The sequence below is a fragment of the Myxococcales bacterium genome (genome assembly GCA_016699535.1).
Classification (GTDB): Bacteria; Myxococcota_A; Polyangia; order Polyangiales.
In genome coordinates, this window is the sequence record CP064980.1 from 2,193,671 (window position 1) to 2,211,421 (window position 17,751).

At 49.7% G+C, this 17,751-nt stretch carries 16 protein-coding genes and 2 pseudogenes; 8 read left to right on the forward strand and 10 right to left on the reverse strand.

Annotated elements, in window-relative coordinates; translation table 11 throughout:
* The first annotated feature begins 120 nt into the window (after positions 1-120).
* Positions 121-1,626 carry a Do family serine endopeptidase gene (locus IPJ88_10430; protein QQR88658.1) on the forward strand — a complete coding sequence of 502 codons (1,506 nt, stop codon included), beginning with the start codon at positions 121-123 and terminating at the stop codon, positions 1,624-1,626.
* 9 nt (positions 1,627-1,635) lie between these two features.
* Here the strand turns inward: IPJ88_10430 and IPJ88_10435 are convergent, their stop codons facing one another.
* Positions 1,636-1,851: a DUF4911 domain-containing protein gene (locus IPJ88_10435; protein QQR88659.1), complete on the reverse strand. Its 216-nt coding sequence runs from the start codon at positions 1,849-1,851 to the stop codon at positions 1,636-1,638.
* A gap of 104 nt (positions 1,852-1,955) precedes the next feature.
* Between IPJ88_10435 and ybgF the strand changes: the two genes are divergently transcribed.
* From ybgF to IPJ88_10450, 3 genes are read left to right on the forward strand one after another with little or no spacing between them, the layout of a single operon-like run.
* Complete coding sequence (gene ybgF / locus IPJ88_10440; protein QQR88660.1) at positions 1,956-2,735, forward strand: tol-pal system protein YbgF; 780 nt, start codon at positions 1,956-1,958, stop codon at positions 2,733-2,735.
* A complete protein-coding gene (locus IPJ88_10445; GenBank protein QQR92019.1) occupies positions 2,735-3,490 on the forward strand; it encodes a LysM peptidoglycan-binding domain-containing protein in 756 nt (251 codons plus the stop codon). Before ybgF ends, IPJ88_10445 begins: the two co-directional genes overlap by 1 nt.
* Positions 3,487-3,870 carry a hypothetical protein gene (locus tag IPJ88_10450; protein QQR88661.1) on the forward strand — a complete coding sequence of 128 codons (384 nt, stop codon included), beginning with the start codon at positions 3,487-3,489 and terminating at the stop codon, positions 3,868-3,870. Before IPJ88_10445 ends, IPJ88_10450 begins: the two co-directional genes overlap by 4 nt.
* Before the next feature lie 398 nt (positions 3,871-4,268).
* Here IPJ88_10450 and IPJ88_10455 read toward each other — a convergent pair whose 3' ends face one another.
* From IPJ88_10455 to IPJ88_10475, 5 genes are all read right to left on the reverse strand, one after another.
* On the reverse strand, positions 4,269-4,781 hold the full coding sequence (locus IPJ88_10455; GenBank protein ID QQR88662.1) for a hypothetical protein: 513 nt from the start codon (positions 4,779-4,781) through the stop codon (positions 4,269-4,271).
* A 160-nt stretch (positions 4,782-4,941) separates the two neighbouring features.
* Positions 4,942-5,496 carry a hypothetical protein gene (locus IPJ88_10460; GenBank protein ID QQR88663.1) on the reverse strand — a complete coding sequence of 185 codons (555 nt, stop codon included), beginning with the start codon at positions 5,494-5,496 and terminating at the stop codon, positions 4,942-4,944.
* 51 nt (positions 5,497-5,547) lie between these two features.
* Positions 5,548-5,910, reverse strand: coding sequence for a TraR/DksA C4-type zinc finger protein (locus IPJ88_10465; protein ID QQR88664.1), 363 nt, complete (start codon positions 5,908-5,910; stop codon positions 5,548-5,550).
* 97 nt (positions 5,911-6,007) lie between these two features.
* Complete coding sequence (locus IPJ88_10470; GenBank protein QQR88665.1) at positions 6,008-7,522, reverse strand: transglycosylase SLT domain-containing protein; 1,515 nt, start codon at positions 7,520-7,522, stop codon at positions 6,008-6,010.
* A gap of 19 nt (positions 7,523-7,541) precedes the next feature.
* Positions 7,542-8,399: a GGDEF domain-containing protein gene (locus tag IPJ88_10475; GenBank protein ID QQR88666.1), complete on the reverse strand. Its 858-nt coding sequence runs from the start codon at positions 8,397-8,399 to the stop codon at positions 7,542-7,544.
* Positions 8,400-8,627: 228 nt separating this feature from the next.
* On the opposite strand from IPJ88_10475, the pseudogene IPJ88_10480 reads away from it, so the two are divergent.
* Positions 8,628-10,084, forward strand: a pseudogene (locus tag IPJ88_10480) (response regulator).
* Between the two features lie 2 nt (positions 10,085-10,086).
* Here the strand turns inward: IPJ88_10480 and IPJ88_10485 are convergent.
* Both IPJ88_10485 and IPJ88_10490 read right to left on the reverse strand, forming a co-directional pair.
* Positions 10,087-11,817, reverse strand: coding sequence for an acyl-CoA dehydrogenase family protein (locus IPJ88_10485; GenBank protein QQR88667.1), 1,731 nt, complete (start codon positions 11,815-11,817; stop codon positions 10,087-10,089).
* Entirely contained in the window at positions 11,814-13,553 is a 1,740-nt protein-coding gene (locus IPJ88_10490) for an HDIG domain-containing protein (GenBank protein ID QQR88668.1), read from the reverse strand. Before IPJ88_10490 ends, IPJ88_10485 begins: the two co-directional genes overlap by 4 nt.
* 93 nt (positions 13,554-13,646) lie before the next feature.
* On the opposite strand from IPJ88_10490, the gene IPJ88_10495 reads away from it, so the two are divergent.
* From IPJ88_10495 to IPJ88_10505, 3 genes are all read left to right on the forward strand, one after another.
* Entirely contained in the window at positions 13,647-14,216 is a 570-nt protein-coding gene (locus tag IPJ88_10495) for a YqgE/AlgH family protein (GenBank protein QQR88669.1), read from the forward strand.
* 106 nt (positions 14,217-14,322) lie between these two features.
* Entirely contained in the window at positions 14,323-14,670 is a 348-nt protein-coding gene (locus IPJ88_10500) for a hypothetical protein (protein ID QQR88670.1), read from the forward strand.
* The gene (locus IPJ88_10505; GenBank protein ID QQR88671.1) at positions 14,667-15,275 is read left to right on the forward strand and encodes a hypothetical protein; all 609 of its coding nucleotides are present in this window, start codon (positions 14,667-14,669) and stop codon (positions 15,273-15,275) included. Before IPJ88_10500 ends, IPJ88_10505 begins: the two co-directional genes overlap by 4 nt.
* A gap of 39 nt (positions 15,276-15,314) precedes the next feature.
* On the opposite strand, the gene IPJ88_10510 is transcribed toward IPJ88_10505, so the two are convergent.
* Together IPJ88_10510 and ffh are read right to left on the reverse strand one after the other, a co-directional pair.
* Entirely contained in the window at positions 15,315-16,079 is a 765-nt protein-coding gene (locus IPJ88_10510; GenBank protein ID QQR88672.1) for a carbohydrate-binding family 9-like protein, read from the reverse strand.
* A pseudogene (gene ffh, locus IPJ88_10515) lies at positions 16,076-17,655 on the reverse strand (signal recognition particle protein). The gene IPJ88_10510 and the pseudogene ffh overlap by 4 nt, the downstream one beginning before the upstream one ends.
* Positions 17,656-17,751 lie beyond the last annotated feature (96 nt).

A 17,751-nucleotide genomic window follows, 5' to 3' on the forward strand; every position in this document is an offset into this window, starting at 1 on the left:
CTTGGCGCTATAATTTACAACGATTTTACCGCCATAGCAGTGAAAAAAAACATTAAAAGGGAATACTTTCTTCGGATCGTTGGTTATGGTTCAAAAATACTTAAATCCAATGGGGGCAGTATGCGTTTTTCGCTTGGTAAAGGTCGATCGTGGCAGAGCCGAAGTTTGGTAGCTGTGTGGGTTGCGAGCTTGGTTTTCAGTAGTTTTGCATGTTTGCATGGCTCTGAAGCTCAGGCGGTGGATCCTGGTGCAAAAGATAAAGGACCAAAAGCACAATCGGTGAGCGATACGATTTCGTTGCAAGCGAGCCGAGGCCCGGTGGCCGATGCCCAACGTTTAGGTGACGCTGTTTCTGTTGTTGCAGAGCAAGTCTCTCCGGCGGTTGTCAGCATGCGAGTTGAGACAAAGCAAAAAACCCCTGATAATCCATTTCAGTTTTTCTTTGGGCCTTTTGGACAACAGGGTCAGCAACCGGATGAGCGAGTCGTTCGCGGTAGTGGATCAGGCGTCGTTATACGCCCGGATGGCTATATCCTAACCAACAATCACGTGGTCGATAACGCTACGCGTATTGAAGTTATGTTTCATGACAAGCGGAGCTTTGTGGGCAAAGTTGTGGGGACCGATCCGGCAACAGACCTTGCTGTCGTCAAAATCGATGCGAAGGGGCTGCCTTATGCATCCTTTGCGGATACCAATAAAGCACGTGTTGGTCAGTGGGTCGTTGCAATAGGATCACCTTTTGGTTTGGACTATACCGTAACCGCAGGCGTGCTGAGCGCTGTTGGACGCGGCGGCATCGGCGCCAATGAGATAGAAGATTATCTGCAAACGGACGCAAGTATTAATCCTGGCAACTCCGGTGGTCCTCTTGTGAATCTTAAAGGTGAGGTGTTGGGAATCAACACGATGATTGTAGGACGAGGTACGGGTATCGGCTTTGCAGTTCCGGCGAGTCTTGCGCGCAACGTAAGCGATCAAATCATCTCGCACGGAACAGTAAAACGTGCATGGATCGGCGTGGGTTTTCAGGAACTAACGCCGGAGCTTGCAAGTCAGTTTGGTGTGAGCAAAGCCGATGGGGCTTTAGTAAGTAATGTCGAGCCGGGTGGTCCTGCTTCTAAATCAGGCGTCAAAACTGGCGATATTATCGTTTCGGTTGACGGGGCTCCGGTTACAGAAGGACGTGATTTGCTTCGCAATGTGCTTCGCAAAAAAGTAGGTAGTAAGATTGCTTTAGGAGTCGTGCGAAACAAAAAAACACTTAAGCTCTATCTCGTGACTGGAGAGCGACCGAACGAGCAAGGCGCTGCTGTGGGTGTGAAAGCTTCTCCTTCAGGTGCTGCTGCGCCAGGATTTGGTCTGCAGGTTCAGCCTCTTTCGCCACGTCTTGCCGAACAGTTGGGGGTAGCGGTAAAGAATGGCTTGGTTGTTACTGAGGTAGAGAGTGGGTCGCCTGCCGAACGCGCAGGGTTGCGTAAAGGTGATGTGATTAGTGAAGCTGACCACAAGTTAACCTCAACGCTTGCTCATCTGAATCAGGCGCTTAGTGATGGAAAAGCGTTGTTGCGAGTGCTTCGTAAAGACCGGAGCTTCTTTGCGGTATTGTTAAAAGATACAAACTAAAGTTGGTTCTTAGTCGCGGTCCATCAGGGTAATGGGGATATCCATGGCCAGGGCTTCGAGAAAGTCGTCGATTTCCCCACCGCGGCCCTCTGGGAAGGATAGGGAAATCAAGCCATCGTCATGGCTGTGCCAGGTGCTTAGCCCTTCGTAACCTTCCAAAATAAACCGAAAATAGGCGATTTGGCTTTTTTCCAGTCGAATGTATTGGGATTTCATCTGGGACATGGGGCAGCGAAAGCCTTTGGGCGCCTTTTTTGACGTCGATTGGCTTAGCTTCATACCATGTCCCGGAAGCGATGGGTACGAAGCATAGTCTACTAATGATCAGTATGTTGACGGCTTGTAGTGGAGGTCATGAAGATGCCTCGGATACAGCCAATTCCTCTGCAGAAACGACTCAGGGGAGCGAAGTCAGTGAACTACGTCTGGACAACCAAGAACAGCAGGAGCGCATTCGCGAGCTCGAGAGTCGTATTGCATTGATTGAATCCGAAGCTCGGGAACTTCGCACTGTCATGGCTTCTGATACGCCTGCTAAGGGGCAAACCGTGGTCATTTCACGACAGGACCCCCATGAGACGGACTCCGATGTTGCCGCTGAGGAGTGGAACAGTTCAGAAGAGGACGACAGTCTTGATGCGCAAGCGGACGGGCCTCGACCGATGCTGCGTCTTTATGGAGCTCCATCACTCGGCAGCTACGAGGAAGGCACTGCTGCTCCCCAGGCCAACTCGGCAAAGCACCCTAGTATTGAGCACTACCTTGCTGCACTGACGCTTGTTAGCAAACGTCACTATGCACAAGCTTATGAGGGCTTTGCTTCCTTTTTGAAAAAATACCCGAAGCATCCTTATGCAGACAACGCCCTCTATTGGATGGGTGAAGTGCGCTATGCCATGGGACAATACGAATTGGCGATTAAAGAGTTTGAACTTGCACTTCGCTATTTTCCAAAGGGTAATAAAATCTCAGACGTTATCTTGAAAATGGCCTATTCTTATTCGCGTATTGGCAATGCGAAAAAGGCGGGTTATTATTTTCGAAAGTTGACTGAAGAATACCCCGATAGCCGCGCTGCGATGATAGCAGCAGGGCAGGAGGCGTCGTGATACGACACACTAGAACGGAGCTCGTTGCTACTTGCGCGGTGCTGCTATCTTTTTTCTTTGCAGACGCCGCGCTGGCTCAATCGGACTCGGAGGAAATCACGGTTGCCGATCCATTTGGCTACCTTGAAGACAATCAAGGCTATGATGAAGAGGGGAATGCTTCAAAGCTAAGAGCAACACCTCGAGAGCTTCCGGATACCCATGTTGTAAAAACGGGTGATACTCTTTGGGACGTGACTGGTCACTATCTTGGGAATCCTTGGGAATGGCCAAAAATCTGGTCGTACAATCCCGACATTACAAATCCACATTGGATATATCCAGACTATGTCTTGCATCTTAAAGGTGACGGCGCGTCACCGCAGGTGTTGACGCTATCGACAGGACAGAAAGTTAGCATCAAACCTACTCGAAAAGCAGGTGTGGTCTATCTTAGAAACGAAGGATTCATAGAGAAAGACGTGCTCAAACAAGCTGGGACTCTCGTTGGAGCGGATGAAGAGCAGATGCTGCTAAGCGCTTACGATCGAGTTTACGTGACTTTTAAGGAACCGAAATACATCAAGCCTGGTGCAGAATATGTAATTTTTCATACCATGAACAAGCGGGATAGGGTCTCTGGCGAAGAAGGGGTTCTTGTAAGGATATATGGCATCGTGAAGCTTGAGGACTACGACGCAAGAAGCAAGGTCGCTACTGGAAGCATTACTGAGGCGCTTGATCCATTGAGCGTGGTTTCCTGGTTGCTCCGATGACACGTAGTTTTGTCGAAATTGATCCCGTTACGAATCAACAATCCCTTAGCGCCAAAGTCGTTGCGACTCTGAGACCGCGTGAGTTGCTTGGAGATGGTCGGGTTGTGTTTATTAACGTCGGTAAGAAGGATGGCGTTGTGCTGGGCAATCGCTTTTTAGTAATTCGTGAAGGTGATACCTGGCAAAAGGAGCTTTATGGTAAACCTGTAGAGCTGGGTGCTTCAACGCCACTTCCGGAGCAGCCGGAGCATTATCCGAAAGAGACGATAGCTGAGATGCGAGTCGTTGATGTGCAAAAAAATACGGCCGCTTGCATGATCACTTCATCACGGCGTCCTGTAGCTATCGGCGATACCGTAGAAATGCCCCGCGGCTACTGAGTTATATCGAGTGCACGCTGGCGCGGCGCGAGCACTATACTGACTACCGGGTGCATGGAGCAGAAGAGCTGCAACAGAGCCTTCAAGACTACCAACTGCGGGTGTCTTAAGTCTTGTCTATTCGACCGGTGCCTTAATGCGCCACATGCAGACGCTCTGTTGCAGCTCTTCTGCTCCATGCTTACAAGACTATATCCTCGGCCCTGCGTCTGTTTTCGTGATTGACGATGCCAAGCAGCGATAGGCTGCCAAGAAGGGTTCTGATCCGGAGCGTCTGCATGTGGCGTGAGAAAGAAAATATCGGGAGAAAAGAAGTTACAAGGCATCCGCAGTTTATGGTCTTGAGAGGCCCGAACAGAACCCGTCTTGGCGGCCGGCTCCACGCGGCTTGTTTCCAGCTAACTCAGGGCGTTTTGGTGTTCTCTTTTAAGGAGGATGCTGAGCCAGATCCAGAGGGCAAGGCCGGACAGGATCACGTAAGCGCGTTCTTTAGAGTTGGCATCGGCAAGCACAAACAATAAGACAAGAGATGCGCCTCCTTTTGCAAAGCGATAGCCAAACATGTCGATAAAGGCTTTTGCTCGAGTCTTGGCAGCATAGTTTAAGGGTAAATAAAGCAGTTCTTTGCTGGCACGAAACAAAGAATAATCGAGGGTCTTGCTCGTTACCTTTGCGGTCGCGTGTGTCAGAAAGTTGGCGATGAAAGTTGAGGCAGTTACTGGGATTGAAATGAGCAGGGGTATGGCGATCAGAAGGGAGCCCAGTCCGAGGGTTTTCACCACCAAGCCGGTACCGAGCTGGAGAAATAGGGACAAGGTATCAATGAGCGCGTAGATTTTTCCAGACATTCTTGTTCGTTGATCGACATCAACAAACGAGGTTTCAAGCGCGTGATTAAAGGAAAAAATCAATCCAGGTAATCTAATTTGAACGGTAAAATTAGCCCAAGCAGAAGAGCAAGGTAGACTATTGAGTCTTTTTGAAGCAGGTACTCCTCTGGATTTTTCTGTGCCGACGAAAAGGAAGCTTTGACTGGAAGGGATAGCCGGCTAAGCGCTAGGGCTGAGAGCGCTAGAAAAAAGGAACTGCTCCGAGCAAAGCATATTCAGAGCCTATGTACGAAGCAAGTGTTCCAGCAAAAAGATTTCCAAAGACACTGCCAGCCGAGCCACAGGCACAAAAAGCTCCGTAGGCCCACCGTGCTGCCGATAGTTTGAAGATGACACTTGCCCAACTCCATACGTTTTCAAGTAGAACGACGATATAGACGTCTTTCCACACATACAACACAAAGGTTGCTGCGTCAGAACCCTGTTTTTGCAGTAGCGCCAAAACAACTAGCAAGGCCGCGTTGATGAGCGCATTTGTCGCTAATACCGTTGCCAGCGAGTAGTGCTTTGCAAAACGACTGTAAATGGAAACAACAATCCCAGCACAACCGGCAACGCTTATCCACGCATAGGGCAGATAGTCACTTCCGAAACGCTCAAGAAAAATCGATTCTGAAGCTGGGCGTATTAGACCGTATCCAGCCAGAAGCAAAAAAGCGAAACCGCAAATCTGAAGAGTACTGTAGTAAATCTCCGAGCTGCGTGTTTCGCTTTTCTTTGCGTTGCTGTCGTTCAAAAGAGCATCCGGCCTGGCCTTCTGATAGACCGGTGTTGTCCAGAGGATGACTTAAGCGTAATCTTTCTCCATTCGCTCTTGATCTTCTTTGCAACGAATGCAGAGTGTTGTCTCGGGCCGCGCTTCTAGACGCTTAATCGAGATGGGCTCTTCACAGTTTTCACATATGCCAAACGTTTCATCTTCGATTTTCTTAAGCGCAGTATCGATTTTTTCGAGAAAAGTGCGCTCGCGGCCGCGAAGCCTGAAGGTGAACGACTGAATGTATTCACTTGAAGCAAGGTCCATTTCATCTGGAAGATCATTTGCATCGAGTGTCATATCCTCTGCAATCGTCTTTTGTGCGTTCGTGATAAGGTTCGTGCGCTTTTCCTCTAAAATAGTCTTTAGGCGCTTAAGATCGGTTTTTTTCATTTGACACGATTCCTTTCAAGGCAGCCTTTTGCCCTAGGGAGCCAGACAAAATAGGGCGCGTGATACCTGAAGTCAAGTCTTGGGACTTTTGTTTTCCCTAGTTGGGTGTTGATTTATTTCTTCTTTTTGCCGTGTAAACGACAATTTGCTCGCCTGGGTGCAGATCTCGGTAACGACTAAAGCGATTAATTCGGGTGAGTGATCCGACTGAAAGGTCAAAGCGCCGCGCGATCGATTTTAGCGTGTCTCCGTCTTTAACGGAATAAACGAGTCGAACGCGATCTTGCAGATGCTCGTGGTGATCAAAAAACGCAAGGCTACCGAGTATCAGAGCGTCGACATCTTGCCGATGCAGTAGATGTGGTTTTAGCCGTGCGTCTGGCTTATCGAGGTACAATCTAAGGTACATCCCTTGCAGTACAAGAGCGTTCGGGTCGATGTTATTCCAGCGCTGCACATCATCCAAGGAGATGCCAAAGTGCGTGCATAGAGCGTTGAGGCGCAGTGTGTCGGGTACGAGGAAATAGTATTCTTCACGTTCTTTGTCGGCTACACGGAACTCGGGAATGGTTACGACATGGGTCTGTTTGTGGTCTACAATAGGTAAGGAAACCGTAAGTCCTTCATGCTCAGCGTTGTTAAGACGCAAGGAGGTTTTTATGTGTTCTGCGTCGTTTTTTTCCGAACTTGAGGGTGGCGTGTAGGCTAAATCCATGGCACTTGCCTCGGATGATTTCGGAAGCAGCACATTGTATCCTCCGCTCTCGGGTGGCGTGCGGTTTTTTCGTAAGCAAGGATTGAGTTGTTTAAGCAGTTCTAGAGAGACATCGGTTTTCTTTGCGATATACGCAAGTGAGGTGCGAGGTGGCATGAGTATCGAGGTCAAAGCCAGCTCTTCACTCAAGTTGTTGTTGATGCCGAAGACCTTGCGGTTATAGCCCGCAATGCAACAAGCAATGATCCGTGCCACATAGTGGACGGTCTCAAAGGGTAGCCCTGCTTCAATATGGGAGAGTAGGTAGTAGTCGTTGGTATTGTACTTGCGGATGGCGCGACTCAAAGCGCCTGCCCCCATGTTGAAAGCCGCAAAAGCCAGAGGCCAGGTTCCAAAGCGTTCTTTCAGCTCCACAAGGTAGGTCCCGGCAGCCATGGTTGCTTTCTTTAAATCGTATCGCTCATCGATCCAACGGTTGCGTTGCAAGTCGTATTCCTCAGCGGTCACGCGCACGAATTGCCAGGGCCCTCCTGCGCCTGCAAATGATTTAGCCGCCAAATCAAAACCACTTTCGACCATTGCTACATAAAAAAGATCTTCTGGAAATCCATACTGTTGAAGGATCTCTCTGATGTAGTTCTCGAAAATCTCTCCTCGTGCAAACCACGTTTTGATGCGGTTCTGGCCACGCCGATCGTCGTGAAAAAAATGCAGGCACTCCAAGACACGTTCGTCTTGGTAGATGGGCAGGATAGGCATTTGAAGTTTTCCCAACCAGAGATCCGATTGGTTTTGAGACTGCCCTCGTTTGAATATGTTTTGGGTGCGTTGAGCAAAACAAGGCTGAGCAAGTCCGGAAGACAAGACCGCAACTACAGCGTAGATACAGAATCGCATGCTGTTGCTTGCTTGGGTATTAGCTCGCGACGCAGTTGCGGCCAGCAGCCTTGGCTTCGTAGAGCTTCGCATCGGAAGATTTAATAATTTCCTGTGCGCTCCAGTCGCTCTTGAGTTGGGTAGCGCCCACTGAGATAGCGACTCCAGACTGTGGACCGTTTTCGATGCGTTCTTCTTCAAAAATGAAATCATGAGCTTCTACCGCTTTGCGCATGCGCTCGCCGACCTCTTTGGCTCCTTCGATATCAGTCTCCGGGAGGACCACCATGAATTCCTCACCGCCATAGCGGCCGAGAACGTCGTCGGGGCGTAAAATTCCCCGAACGGTGGTGACAAGCTCTTTAAGTACATAATCTCCTGCAAGATGCCCGTAACTATCATTAATTTGTTTAAAATGATCAAGATCGCAGAGTAGCAGGGATAAGGGGCGTGCGTGACGTCGTGCGCGTGATATTTCTTTGTCTAATGTTTCAAGGATATAGCGCTTGTTGTAGGTCGTGGTGAGGGCATCGATGATGGTCATCCGATAGATGGCTTCGTGGTACTGACTTTCGATATCTGAGCCACTTAGGTACTTGAAAATTGTGTCACCAATTTTGATTTGGTCACCCCGCGTAAGATTGTAATCTTTCACTTGCTCATCGTTTACGTAAGTGCCGTTTGTTGAATCGAGATCGGTAATGCGCCACTGGACACCGTTTCTGCTTATACGGCAGTGTCGCCGTGACACGCTGTCGCTTTCAAGCACAAGGTCGTTTTCGCTTCCACGTCCGATGTTAATAGTGTCTTGTACAAAAAGACAACGCCGCCCCAGGTTCTCTGGCTTGGGAGAATAGATGACGACAACACAGTCCTCGCCCGTTCCCTTTCGCAACATTAAGTCGTCTAGAGGGGTAATCCGTGTTTTTATGTCTGATTGAACCACTATGGCCTTGCCTCGACCCTATCTAAAAAGCGCAGTTTATCTCCTGCGCTTTAAGGGTAGGGACCCTACGCGGGGAGGTCAAGCTAGAAAGAAAAAAGAGGGTAGGTAAATGTGTGTTTGTTTTGATGGCAGGGTATAGTTTAAACTGATGTTTGAGGTTCCTTGGCTAATGAGTTTTTAATGAGCGAACAAGCTCGAATTTTGGTTGTAGACGACGAGAAAGTAATTCGTGAGATCCTCGCAGATTTTCTGGAGCTCGAAGGCTTTAACGTCAGTACGGCAGATGATGGGCAAGCGGCGCTGACTGAGTTGTCGCGTTCGTCCTTTGATTTGGTCCTAACTGATCTCAAAATGCCAAACATGGGCGGCATCGAGCTACTTGCTGCTATTCGAGAGCACACGCCCCACGTCGTTACGATCATCATGACAGGTTTTGGAACGGTCGAGACTGCCATCGATGCGATGAAGCGAGGTGCGTACGACTACATTCTAAAACCATTCAAGGTTGAAGAGGTCGTTCACGCTATTCGTCGAGGTTTGGAGAAGAAAAAACTAGAAGCGGAGAACTTGCGACTAAAAGAAACGCTATCGCTTTACAAAGTGAGCGAAGCAATCGCTGCTAGTTTGTCTTTAGAGCAAGTTCTACAGACGATAAAAGATGCAGCGCTCGAGGAAGTTCAAGCCGACGTGGTGTTCGTCGTGTTAAGCGATGGCGAAGGTAACTATTTTGAACGGTTGCAGCAGACACGTGACGGTTTTTCAGAACATGTTGATCCTGGTTGTCTCGACAGTGCCGTTTTGAGCCGCCACTTTGCGGAGCAAAAAATCTTGTTGGCTCAGGATGAAGCAGGCTTGCAGTTTTTCAAAGATCCCCGAAGGGTGCTGGACTGAGTTCGATGATGGCCACAGCTCTTACGGTAAGAAACCACGCTGTTGGTTTTTTGGTTGTGGCGAGTTTAACGCATGGCAAACGTTTCGACGAAGGGCAGCGAAAGCTTCTAAGAATGGTAGCCAGTCGAGCGGCTGCCGCCATTGAAAACGCTAGGCTTTATGAAAATCTTCAATCGACATTCAAGCAGACCATTCGAGGGCTAGCCAGTGCAATCGATAAAATGGATCGCTATACGGCTGGACACTCTGAACGTGTGGCGGCTTACGCGCAGATCTTAGCGATTAAGCTCGGTCTGGGAGAAGCCGAAGTGGAGATTGTGAAGCAGTCGGCTTTGATGCATGACGTTGGGAAAATCGGCTGCGTGATGAATCTTAACAAGCCCGGTAAACTTTCTGAAGAGGAATACTCCGTTTTTCAGCGTCACCCTATTTACGGAAAAGATATACTCGAGCCCATAACGTTTCTGCATCCCTTGATTCCAGGTGTTCATTTGCATCATGAGCGCTGGGATGGCTATGGCTATCCTCTCGGATTAAAGGGTCAAGAAATCCCGCTCTATGCGCGTATTATTTCTGTAGCCGATACCTACGATGCGATGACGAGTGATCGTGCCTATCGTAAGGCTTTGCCACATAAAGTGGCGCTCGGTGAAATTAAACGTTGTTCTGGCAACCAATTCGATAAAAACGTTGCTGAAGAGTTTTTAGAGGCGATAGAGCTTCATCGGCAATCATCCGGCGAATAGCTCTAGATAATATCGTAAGGATAACCGTTATGCTCGTAGGTACTCTTAGCGACTTGTTTTAGGAGTTCGTCATTTTCTGTTTTGGCCTGGCGCAATCGCTCTGAAAGGCGAGCCTCAGCCATAGCGCAAAATGCCTTGCATAAATCAATCTGTCCTGCGCAAGCTTCTTCGCCTTTTTGTTCGATGGCTTGCGTGGTGCGACTCAGGACGGCAACGATACCAAAAAGATCGATGGCGACTTCAGCGATGCGTCGCTGGGCGAATTGTCGGTCGGTGATGTCTTTGCCGTGTTTGAACAAAATACGTTCTGTTTCTCGCGCCAGTGCTGCTGTGCATTCTTCAAACAACACAGCTTCTTTTTTAAGCGATGGGTGAACACGGTTAAGTCGCTCGCGGCCAAGCGCGCTACGTGCACGTTGAATGGCGAAATCGCTCAGTAGTCCAAAACCTTTGATAGGTTCTCGGATGGCTCTGGTCACTTCCTTGAGTTGCTTTCCTGGGCCTTGGATTCCTGAAAGCGCAATAAAGGCACGTAAGATTTCGTTGGTACCCTCGAAAATCATGTTGATTCGGGCGTCTCGAAGGTAGCGCTCGTAGGGATACTCACTCATGTAACCAATACCGGCAGCAATCTGCAGGGTCTCGTTTACGACTCGCCATAGGGTTTCCGACCCAAAGACTTTGCATATGGCGCTTTCAAGCGAATAGTCTTTGGCGCGCTTGCTGTCGATAAGCCCGGTCGTAAGGTAGGTCATCGACTCCAGGGCATAGGTTTCAGCCGCCATGTTAGCGATTTTCTCTTTGATCATGTCGAACTGACCAATAGGGCGACCAAAGGCATGGCGTTCGTTGACGCGTTCGGTTGCCAAGCCAAGCAGCATGCGGCAGCCTCCAACGCAGCCCGCTGCAAGTCCCAATCGCCCATTGTTTAAAACTTCCATGGCGACTTTGAATCCATGACCCGTTTCGCCTATGACGTTTGCTGCAGGCACTTTCACGTCTTCGAAAAATATTTCGGTGGTGGAAGAGCCACGTATGCCTAGCTTATCTTCATTTGGCCCGGAGCTTAGTCCTTCGCCGCGCTCAACGATGAGTGCGGTAATGCGAGGCTTGCTGCTTTCATCGTTTTGATTTGTTCTTGCGAACACCGTGAACACATCTGCGAATCCACCGTTGGTGATCCATATTTTAGAACCGTTTAGAATGTAGTGTTCTCCGTCGCTTGACAGCTCGGCTTTGGTGGTGATGCTTGCTGCATCGCTTCCTGCTCCAGGCTCGGTGAGAGCAAAGGCTGCGATGCATTCGCCGGTTGCCAAGCGAGGCAAATATTTCTTCTTTTGTGCTTCAGTGCCGAAAAGCACAATGGCTTTTAGTCCAATGGACTGATGCGCTCCAAGGGAGACCGCCAAGGATGAATCGATGGTAGCAACTTCTTGCATAACACGAGCGTAGGCCGTGTTGGAAAGACCAATGCCGTCGTATTCCTCAGGAATGCTCAAGCCAAACAAACCCATCTCTTTGAGTCCTTCAAGGACTTGCTTTGGAATGGCATGCTCACGATCAATCGCAGCTGCATCGATGTGAGATTCTGCAAATTTACGAACGTTAGCGAGAATGAGCTGAATGTTATCTTTTTCTTCGGTGTCTAGTTCCGGAAACGGGAAAACGAGGTCTTCGGCGATAACACCGTGAAAAACGCTTTTCATGAAACTGCTTTCGCGAGTTGAACTCATGGCTCCTCTGTTCCTTCAAGTTGTTCTTGTTCTGATTCTGCGGCGGCTTTCATTGCATGAAGATTGGCAGTGTGCTCTTCAATCATGTCTTTTTCGGTAGCCAATCCAGGTACCGGAAGCGGTTGCTCGCCTTTGTCTTTTGCGTCCTGCCAAGGATAGCGAATTCGAGTGTGGTACACATTGCATAGCGTTTCGGTAAGTTGGGTGGAGAGAATACGCAGGTCTTCTGCGGTGAGGCCTGATTCATCCAACTGCCCCTGTTTGAGTTTTACGAAAATAATACGCTGAACCATCTCAGCGAATTTTTCGCGTTCAGGTGGATCGATAGTTCGCGATGCGGCTTCAATGGAGTCGATAAGCATCAGAATCGCAGTCTCTTTGGTGCGAGGACGCATCCCGGGATAACGAAAATAGCTTTCGGGTAGCTCTTTGGGGTTTCCTCTCTCTAGACACTTGTGCCAAAAATATTCGGTAACGCTTGTGCCGTGGTGTGTGTAGGCAAACTCGATAACGGGTTCAGGGATTCCGCCACGGCGAAGAATATTTGTTCCTTCGATTACGTGGTGCATGATGGCATCAGCGCTGACGTCGGGCTCGAGTTTTTCGTGCGGGCTGACTTCACCAGGTTCGAGGTTTTCGATGAAATATTTGCATTGGCAGGTTTTTCCAAGGTCGTGATAGTAAGCCCCGATGCGAGTAAGCAGGGCATCTGCGCCCACAGCAGCGGATGCCTCTTCTGCAAGATTGGCCATCGCGCGTGAATGCTCCCAAGATCCCGGAGCTTCTTTCGCCATTTTTTGCAACAAGGGTTGATCAAGATCCGAGAGATCAAGCAATCGGCTACGCGATACGGCTCCTAGGAGGATAACAGCGGGGCCTTCGAGCACCAATGCGATGGGCCCAGATAAGAGTCCTCCAGCAGCGGCTGCAAGAAACACAGAATGAAAAGGGTCACTAATATCCACCATCAGGTCAAACGACGAGTAAAACAAAAAGCGAGCGGCAATAAGCATGGTTGCGGAGGCGATAGCCGCTCCAAACCCTGCGTTGATGAGGCCAGTCCAGCTTCGACGTTGTCCAAGGACCAAGTTGGCCGTCATGGTTCCTGCAAGGAAGACTGCCAATAGGTCCAAGCTAAAACCGCTAAAGGAAGAAGTCAGAAAACTTAAACCAATACTGACAATGAAGGCCGAGCGTCGATCAAGATAGCGTGCCACCCACAAGGTTGCCGCCGCGACAGGAACACAATACGAAGGTAGGGGGGTAAGTAAATAAAGCAGCTTGGTTGCTATAAGTAGCAAGGTAACCATCATGAGCAGACCGACCTGAGTTCGCAATAGCGCTCCTCGTCCCGGACTAAATCGCCGCAGGTAAGTCGTTAGCATCGTCAGAATCAAAAAATAAATGAGCCACAGGCCAATCAGACGTTCCGGTGTGGGTGGTCGTCTCGTGACTTCATAAGCACGGACCAGGGCTGCTAAAATAGGATCGTCAACTGTTTGTCCACGTTCCACTGTGGGCTGCATGATTTGAACGTGGTTCCTTCCTGTTTCCGGATCAAAGAAAGGAACTGCGGTGACAGGTAAGCGCAGCGTAACAGGTGCTGGTTTTGCTGGATCGACGCGGAGAGGTTCGAAAAAGCTCTCCGCAGTATTCGCCAAGGTAAGGACCGTTGCAGCAACAGAGCTGAGTACAAATCCGGCAGTAAGGCTTGCGATAAGTCGGGTGCGTAACATGGTTTTCCGGTCTACTATAAAACCAATTTCAAGGCTTCAACAAAGCTATTCACAATTACTGTAATCTGCTACCATGCCAAAAGGTGAATTGATATGCTCTCAAGTCTGTCTCCAGGGTTTTTAGTGGCCTCAACGGCAATGAAAGACCCTCACTTTCGTCGCGCCGTGGTGCTTTTGATCGAACATCAGCCGGAGGGCTCTTTCGGGTTTATTATCAATCGTCCGGCCAGTGTGGTGTTTGAGCACGTTATCGAGGAGCTGGGGCTGGATGCTGAGCTAGCAGATCAAAAGCACTTTGCGGTGCTCAATGGGGGGCCGGTTGCGCCACATACCGGCTGGATCGTTTTCGATCCTCAAGGTTCGGATATGCACGATGAGACGGCCGTGACCGTGAGCGAGCATCTTTGCGTTAGTGCGTCGCGTGATTTTTTGCAAACGATTGCGAAAGGTGAAGGCCCGCCTCGTAATGTGCTCGTTCTTGGCTATGCAGGATGGGATGCTGGCCAATTGGACGAAGAGTTAAAACAAGGGTCCTGGATTCCCATCGATCTAGACGAGCGTATTGTTTTTGACACACCGCATGAAGCGCGCTGGAAACACAGTCTTGATAGTCTCGGTATTGATCCCGCACGGCTTGTAAGCCACAGACTCGCCGAGGCTTGATTACGATCAATTTGATGCTTGTGGACCCGTAGCGATGCTCAACATGTTCGGTTGACGGGAATGCCGCCGTTGGATATGACGAGGAGGTTCATGCCAAGGAGCTGCTATGAATCAACTGTTTAAGCTTTTGAGTTTGGTCGTTTTAGTTTTGCCAGCTTGTCTTTATGCCAACGTAACTCAACCCTTGTCGTATCGGGCAAACACGACCGGCGATGCAGGGGAGGCGGCTAAAGCTACAGATAAAGTTGTTAAAGGCGAGTCTTGCAATCACATGATCCTGGGATTGGTTGCGTTTGGTGACGGTGGCTATGATGCGGCGGTAAAAGACGCTCTGAAATCTGCTCCCGGAGCCAAGTCGTTGTACGACGTGAAAACCGATGACAGTTTTTTGAATGCTGTGCTGGGTATATACATCGAGCGCTGCACCTTAGTGGAAGGCCGAGTCTTGCAATGACACGTTGCTTGTCGACCGTACTGCTCGTTGCTTTAAGTGGACTTGGTTGTGCAACGACCAGCAGTCCAAGCCAAAGGGCAGGTGGCAATTATGAACCACGAGCTCGCCATCTTGTTACTGGCATTCCAGTATTTAACATGACGACTGCTCCAGCGGCGTGGAACAGCAATACAGGTGGCGAGACCAGCAAGTATGCTCGCGTGCCTGGTTTGCATGGAGAAGCTTGCCAGTATGGGATTGGCGCTCCAGTACCCCTTGGTTTGCTCGATATTACCGATGGCCATGCCATAATCGTGCTGAGTGCTTCTGCTGGAAACGGCGGTTTTTCCGAAGCGTTGCAGGAGATTAAAAAGGCTCATCCAGAGGTTATTGCATTGGCCGATGTGCGCGCGGACATGAGCACCCTGGCGATACTCAGTGTCTTCTATAAAAGCTGCGTTCATGTGCATGGAACAGGTTTGAAAGTGGCCGTGATGTCCACTGGCGGTGGTGCTTCACCGCAAGCAATAAGTATACCGCAAGAAGCTCCATCCAGCGTGGCACCGGCCGAGGCGGGGATCGCCGATTCGGCTAGCCAAGCATTGCCCCCGTCAACAGCTCCATAGTTCGCAATGGATTGGCCCCAAAAGTGTTTTGGCGGCTGATTATTTGTCGACGAACTTTACAAAGCCATAGCGCGCGGGGGTGTGAAAATCACCAATGTGTAGTGCAGACCAGGCCACCGCGGTTTGCTGCTTGGGGTTTAGCCTGTTCATGACGTAGATATTGGCTCGCCAAGGCATGTTTTTGATATCGTCTTTTGTTATTGGCGCTTTTTCGAGGATACTTTGCCAGGGCAGAGCGAGTTCAACGGTATAGCCGGTGTCTTTGACGTCATCATTGGCTTTGCCGTGCATAACAGCACTGGCCACCACGTTACTGTCCCAGTTTCGAAGTCCAAAGGGCTGAGGATTTCTTGGACTTAAAAACTTCGTATCAAACACATGTCCGTTTGGAGCGACTTGGATTTCAAAATAGTTTTTCCCGGTGCCGCTCGGATCGATCTGAAGCTCAATGGCATCATGCTCCCAAAGGCGAGCATCATGTGTTGTGTGAGGACTTAGGATCTTTGAGTCGGTGACGACAAAAGCGAGATAAAGATAGCTTGTATCCCAAAACCAAAAAGCGCGTGCAGGAAAACTAGGAGGTCCGCCATCTAGGGGGGCGCGAAATGAAGTCTCTTTGGCTTGAAACCATTCCTTGGTATCGATTTTGCCGTCGATTACAGGGGGCGAGCTCGTGTAGGGGACGGAGATGCGAGGAATCAGACTGATCGTTTTAGGTTCTGGCGTCTTTTTGTTATCAGCTTTTTTAGAGCTACAAGCGAGTAATAGTGCAATCAGCTGCAACAAAAAAAAGAGTCTCTTCATTTGCGACTTTTCTTTCTCGATTTTTTTTGCATCTTGCGTTTGTTTTTGCGTTGGCTTTGTTTTTCTTTTGTTCTTTTTGGAACCGCTTGAGCAGGACTTCCTTGCTCCGCTACGGCGGCTTCAAGAAGGGATTCGGCAAGGTTTGCCATCATCGGGTTGTGCTCTAAGCCGCCGAGTCGCACTTTGCTCTTGAGTTGGTTGGCCATCGCAAGCTGAGACATGCCCGGGATTTTCCCGAGTAAACCCGCTTGCTTGCCGATGCCGCCAAACATTTGTTTCATGACCGCAAAGCGCTGAAGGAGTTCGGCGACCTCTTTGTCTTTGCTTCCCGATCCTTTTGCTACGCGTTTGATACGGTTAGGTTGCTTCTTAAAAAGCTCGATGCCTTGGCGTTCTTGCTGGGTCATGGAGCTAACAATGGCTTTGGTTTTGCCGAGCATCCGATCATCGATGTTCATGCCAGAAGGCATGCTCTCAGCGAAAAACGGGACTTTCTCCATAAGGTCCTGCAATGGACCCATTTGTTGAATCATCTGAAGCTGCTCGAGAAAATCGTTCAGCGTAAAGTTTCCCTTTAAGGAGACGTTTGGCGTCCTCTTCGGCTTTTTTCGACATCGCTAACCTTCTCAAAATCTTTCATCAGGCTAACGACGTCGCCAAACCCCAAAATGCGACTTGCCAGACCCTCGGCTCGGAAGACTTCGAGTTTATCGACCCCTTCGCCCATGCCGACAAAGCGAATAGGCACGCCAGTAGCTTCAGTAATAGACAGTGCTGCACCACCGCGGGCATCGCCATCGAGCTTGGTTAGGATGCTGCCGGACAAGCCAAGTCGTTCATGGAAAGTTTTTGCGGTTTGGACGGAGTTTTGACCAATCATGGCATCAATCACCAAGATTGCATGCTTTGGATTGAGATCCGTTTTGATGTGCTCGAGCTCGGCCATCAGCTCTTCATCAATGCTAAGACGGCCAGCGGTATCGTAGATCACCACATCGCGCTTTATCTTCCGCGCGTGATCGCGACCTCTTTTGCAGATTTCAAGTGGATTGCTTTCGGGCAGTGAAAATACGGGTACATCAATGCGCTCGCCCAGTGTCTGCAACTGCTCAATCGCGCCGGGACGTTGGGTGTCTGCTGCGACCAGAAGTACTTTTCTTCCCTGCTCTTGCTCAAGGAAACGAGCAAGTTTAGCTGCGGTGGTGGTTTTACCAGCACCTTGTAGACCGATAAGCATGATGCCGGTGATGGCCGGTGCGGTTTCAAATTCGAGCCCTTCACCATCAAAGCGCATCAAGGCTTCAAGTTCATCGTTGCAGATACGGATAAACTGCTCGGCAGGGCCGACTTTGGTTGCACCTTTTCCTGTTTTTAAAAGAGTGCTTACGGTTTGTCCCAGAGCTTTTTCCTGAACCCTTGCTAAAAAGGTCTCAGCTACGCCTAGCTCAACGTCGGCCTCGAGGAGCGATATGCGCACCTCTCTTAGCGCTTCTTTGAGGTTGGCCTCTGTCAGCTCGGTTTGTGCCGCCAGGCGATTTTTGGCGGCTCGAAATCCTTTACTTAGTGTCTCCAACATAACGTCAGGGGCACTGCTAGCATGGCTCTTTTAGGCAAGGCAAGGTTCCTTAGGGATGGTTGTGGAGCTGACCATGCAAATAGCGTAGCATGCCCG